Source organism: Campylobacter sp. W0014 (assembly GCF_020135975.1).
Lineage (GTDB): Bacteria > Campylobacterota > Campylobacteria > Campylobacterales > Campylobacteraceae > Campylobacter_D.
The window spans coordinates 1-4714 of the sequence record NZ_JACHTR010000043.1 but is presented as its reverse complement, the minus strand read 5'-3'; the positions used below and the strand labels follow the sequence as shown (position 1 = coordinate 4714).

Below are 4714 nucleotides of genomic sequence, written 5' to 3'. Positions count from 1 at the left end.
AAAAAATTGTAAAAAATATATTTAATGCGGAACAATTTCACGAAGCACAAGCGATTAAATATTCTACTATGGGTTTGGATATGAACCTTATGAAACTTGACTTTTCTCCACAAAGTATGGAGCAAGATCCTTCAATTAAAGGTGACTTTAATCCTGATATGTCAGTTTATCCAAAAAATGAAGATGGAAGCTATTCTAAAGAAGCTTTGTTTATGAGTTTTTTAAAATCCTATCCGCCTTTTCCATCTCCAAATCAAGTTGTTTTTAGTCCTGAAGCAAAAGTTCGTGAAGCAAAACTTGAGCTAGAAATGAAAGCAAATCCTTCTTTTAGCGTTTCCTTAGATGACATTATGACAGGAAAAGTTGATTTTGCAAGTTTATTAAAAGGTTATGCACAAGAGGGTTGGCTTGATGCAGGTATTTATGCAATGGAAAAAGGAGTTAAATGGCAAAATATATACGTAGGCAGTGGAATCTCTTTTGATAGAGAATTTCATCAAGCAAAAGCTAATGGTTGGAAAGCAAGTAATGAAAGTATAAATTCTTTTGTAAATAATATAATGGATAGACTTAATAATCTTATAGGACAAACTAGGGTTTAGGCTTTTAATTAAGGATTTTAATATTTTGATATTAAAATCCAAAAGGTTCAATTTCAAAATTCAAAGGTTTGGGTAAATTGAGTTTGTAATCTTTGAGTTGTTTTTTAGGATTAACAACTAAAGCAAATCCACCTTTATTGTATCTATCCCAAACACTATAAAATTCTCTTTTAGAACTGATATATTCTCCATAACTTGGATCAAGTATTTGTAAATAATTACCTTTATGATTTATAATCACCACAAAATGTGGAAAGCGTGGATCATCTTCAATTTTAACTAAAATAGGAACAGATATAATATTCTCTAAAATCTTTCTATCGACTTTATAAGACTTGCTTTCATAGCCAAGCTTTTTTACTGCATCATTTAAATCTGCAAAGCTTACCATATCTGTATAAAGTTTTTGTCCACTCATGGTTTTTAATAAATCTAATTCTGTTAAATTATTATCATCAAGTGTATTAATAAGCGTAGCCAAAGAAGCAGCACCACAAGATTCTTCATAATTTTGCCTTACAACTTTTTCATTTTTGATTTCTTGGTAAGACTTAACTACAAATTCTGCCTTTAAAAACAAAGGCAAAAGAGCAACCATTAATGCTATTTTTAGAATTTTTTCCATAGATTGATACCAAAAATTGCATCAGGAGCAGCAGAGCTTCCACCTAGACTTGCACTGACTGAAACAGCAGTATCTTGATTTATGCTATAAGTAGAACCGCCACTAATTGTAGGAATTGATCTGATTTCTGAATTTTTTACACCATTGATTTTTTGTTCGGTTTGAAATCTTTGTTCTGCTCCTAAATCCAAAGTAATTTTAGGGCTTAAAATTATAGATAAATTTCCACCAAAGTAAATACTATTGCCATAATCTATTTTTGCGATTTTAAATTTTCTTTGGGCGTTATAACCAAATCCTGTATAAATACTATATACCACTGGATCGCTATATCCTCTTAAACTTGCCTCTAAGTTTTGGGATTGAAAATAAAAGTTTTTAGTTTGCAAAACTGTTTTTTCTCTTTGAATGATCGCTGTTTGAAATTTAATCTGCGGAACAAAGTCAGCAATGCTTTCTCCTGTATAAATAAAGCCTATCCATAAAGAATCAAAATTTAAAGTATTTTTGCTTGTAAAAGCACCTGAAATAATATTGTTATACTCTTGTCTTGCATAATTTCCACCGCCTGAAATAAGTAAATCGAAATTAGGTGTAAGCGTATAAATAAAAGTTTGATTCAAATAAAGTTGCTTTGTATCATTCCAAACATTTAAATCTCCATTTACTCCAATATTTGGATAAATGTAATAAGAGTGAGGATTTCCTGTGCTAAGCAAGGATAAACTTGTAATGCTTCTTAAGCCTATTTGCTTTTTAAACAAGCTATCGATATTTAGCTCATCGCTAGCAAAAAGACAACCACTTAAAACTGCCAAAATAAGAATAATTTTTTTCATTTTATTACCTTTTAAAATATTGCTTTGAAAAATTAAGCAAGGAGCGTTCCAAATTTTTAGTATATTCTTTATATTTTATTCCTTTCTTTTATAAATTATCCATCTCTTTCAATCTCATTATTCCTAACACTTGTCCATCGCAAGATATTATCGGATCGTCCTCGCTCTCCTTGCTGTAACTGATTGAGTGCATTGATGTGCAAAAGCATTTGAGTTCGTTTTGTGTTATGAACCATAGGCTGTTTGGACAATATTCGCATAGAGTTTCTTTCTTGGGCAGTTTCTCTTCGGATAGTTGATTTATTACCGAGCTCTTGTAAGACTCTCTGTCTATATTGTTTTGTATAATCTCTCTCATTATTCACTCCTTTATCTTGTATAATTTTATATTTTTTTGTTGTTTTGGCTTTGTTGATCTGTTTTAAATCTTTCTCTCTACCTATTACTGATACTTCCCAAATAGGTTTTTTAAGTGTTTTAACAACTTCTTGCCACTTGTTATTAATTTTTGCCTTTCTTTTTATCTCATATTCTTCTTGCCCTACTATTTTAAATCTTGCATATTCACCCCTTAAAACTTTATTTTCTTTTATAACCCTTTCTAAATCTTGCCCCCAAATTGTAGTTATTCCTTTTTTGGTTTTATAACTTACATAATAACTTTTTTTAGCATTTTTATCTGTGCTAAATTGATAATTCGCTTCTCCAAAATCCATAATCTGATAATAATGCATTTTTATTTTTGGAGTTTGATTAAGTTTATTATTTGTATTTAATTTGACTGAAAATTCTTGATTTATTTCCACTTCTCTTTGCTTTTTGCTTGTAGCTTTTGCTTCAACTCCTAACTCATTTAATGCTTTTGCAAATTCTGATCTTAAATTTGCTAAATCTGCTTTTTTTGGATTAATTCTTTTACCATTTTTATCTGCGACTTTCAAACAAATATGACAATGTGGATTATCTGTATCTGCGTGAAAAGCAAGGACAAAAAAATTATTTGGATACGATTTTTTTAAAGCAATAATTGCAGCTTGTTGTAATTTTTCTTTCGGTGTTGTAGAATGTTCTTTCATAGAAAAAACCATATTAATAGTATGTCTTTTTTCTTTAGCACCTTCTTTATATAATGGAATAGGAGCTCCTTCATTTTTAAAAATTCTTTTGACTTCTAAAATATCATCTTTACCTATATATTTATCAAAATCACTGGTTATTAATTCTACATTTCCATCACGAGAAATATAATCGAGATGTTTTGAAAGTGCTTGAGAATTTTTAGAACCTGAAGTAATTTTTACAACAACTTCTGTATTTTTTCTAAACATATTTTTACTAACAAGCTTACCTGTTTTTACATCTTTAGTATATTTATTTTTATTTTTATTGATATAATTTAGTGGTAATTTTGAAGCATTTTCTATTTTAGTAAAAACTTTTTTAGCAATTATTTCGTCATCAAATATTTTAACACTACGCGACATTAAATTCTTTCATTATTTTTTTCTATTATAATACCAAGTTTATTAGACAATATATCAATTTTATCTTTAATATTATCGATTGATTTTTTTAAGTTATTATCATTTATTTTTACAGAATTTCCGCTCCTAAGAATTTTTAATAATTGATATATATTTTTACCTATTGTGTTAATTTCTGTTCTTGTTTTTATAAACTCATCTATTTCTATATTAGTAAAAAGTTTTTCATTTTTTATGGAGTTTAATAGCAAAAATTTAGCTTGTTTGGTAATACTTGAAAATCCTGTTTTTTTAGAAATTTCTTTTAAAATATTTACTTCATTTTCTGTAAGTTTTAATTTAATTATTTTATTTTCATCGCTTGTATAAAATTTATTTTTAGATATTTCATCATTAATTTTATTTTTTTCATCTGTATCACAAGAATTAAACTTTTTTAATAAAATAGATATTATTCTACTATATGGCGCATTTGTTTCTGATTTTATATATTCTAAAATTGTTTTATCATCTTTGCTAACTTTTATGACACAATTATTGTTTTTATTCATTCTCAATTCCTTAGTGAGCCTCGCAGAGTTTTTGCCTTTTATTTTTTTAAAAAGGTAACTTTTTAGGAAATAAAAGGCTATCCTGCTATTATTACATTTTCTAAACCTATATTTAAGCAAGAATATAAAGAAAAAATCCAAAAAGCAAAACTTTATAAGAAGCTAGGCTCTGAAATTATATATTTATTAGATAAAGATGATTTTAGAAATTTATTTTTTAATTATCTACAAAAAAATAATTTAGAAAAGATAAAATCATTATGTAGTGATATTAATGATTTATTTAATATTAATTACATTAAAAATAAGGAGGATGAAAAATAGAAAATAAAGAAATGCAAGAAAATATAACATTTTAATAATATCAAAGTAAGAATTACTGATAGTTCTAAGCTATGTAAAGAATATCAAGAATATGTTTTAATGGAACCTATGATAATACTTCAAATCCAAAAAGGGATAGAATTTCTTTTAATACTCTAAAGACTTTTGATTCTTGTGAGAAATTAAAGCAAATAGAAAATTTATTTTTTAAAACAAGAAATTGATTTTGAAGTCATCTGTGATGACTTCAAAATACCTCTATAAAGTAAGACTAGAAGAAGGATATTTT

General features: G+C 27.0%; 4 protein-coding genes and 1 pseudogene. 1 reads left to right on the top strand and 4 read right to left on the bottom strand.

The features are described from left to right. Positions 1-602 (top strand): annotated as a pseudogene (locus tag H2277_RS08625) (hypothetical protein); the annotation flags it as partial. 31 nt (positions 603-633) lie between these two features. Here the strand turns inward: H2277_RS08625 and H2277_RS08620 are convergent. The 4 genes from H2277_RS08620 to H2277_RS08605 form a co-directional block, all read right to left on the bottom strand. Further along, complete coding sequence (locus H2277_RS08620; RefSeq protein WP_002861455.1) at positions 634-1227, bottom strand: cysteine peptidase family C39 domain-containing protein; 594 nt, start codon at positions 1225-1227, stop codon at positions 634-636. After that, positions 1212-2066: a hypothetical protein gene (locus tag H2277_RS08615; protein ID WP_002779713.1), complete on the bottom strand. Its 855-nt coding sequence runs from the start codon at positions 2064-2066 to the stop codon at positions 1212-1214. Before H2277_RS08615 ends, H2277_RS08620 begins: the two co-directional genes overlap by 16 nt. Before the next feature lie 95 nt (positions 2067-2161). Next, positions 2162-3550, bottom strand: a complete 1389-nt coding sequence (gene mobP1 / locus H2277_RS08610) for a MobP1 family relaxase (RefSeq protein WP_337201911.1) — start codon at positions 3548-3550, stop codon at positions 2162-2164. Continuing rightward, positions 3550-4101 carry a hypothetical protein gene (locus H2277_RS08605; RefSeq protein WP_337201910.1) on the bottom strand — a complete coding sequence of 184 codons (552 nt, stop codon included), beginning with the start codon at positions 4099-4101 and terminating at the stop codon, positions 3550-3552. Before H2277_RS08605 ends, mobP1 begins: the two co-directional genes overlap by 1 nt. Positions 4102-4714 lie beyond the last annotated feature (613 nt).

Excerpts from the sequence above, each read along its gene's own strand:
- H2277_RS08620 (WP_002861455.1), bottom strand. The coding sequence starts at position 1,227 with ATGGAAAAAATTCTAAAAATAGCATTAATGGTTGCTCTTTTGCCTTTG.
- H2277_RS08615 (WP_002779713.1), bottom strand. The coding sequence starts at position 2,066 with ATGAAAAAAATTATTCTTATTTTGGCAGTTTTAAGTGGTTGTCTTTTT.
- mobP1 (WP_337201911.1), bottom strand. The coding sequence starts at position 3,550 with ATGTCGCGTAGTGTTAAAATATTTGATGACGAAATAATTGCTAAAAAA.
- H2277_RS08605 (WP_337201910.1), bottom strand. The coding sequence starts at position 4,101 with ATGAATAAAAACAATAATTGTGTCATAAAAGTTAGCAAAGATGATAAA.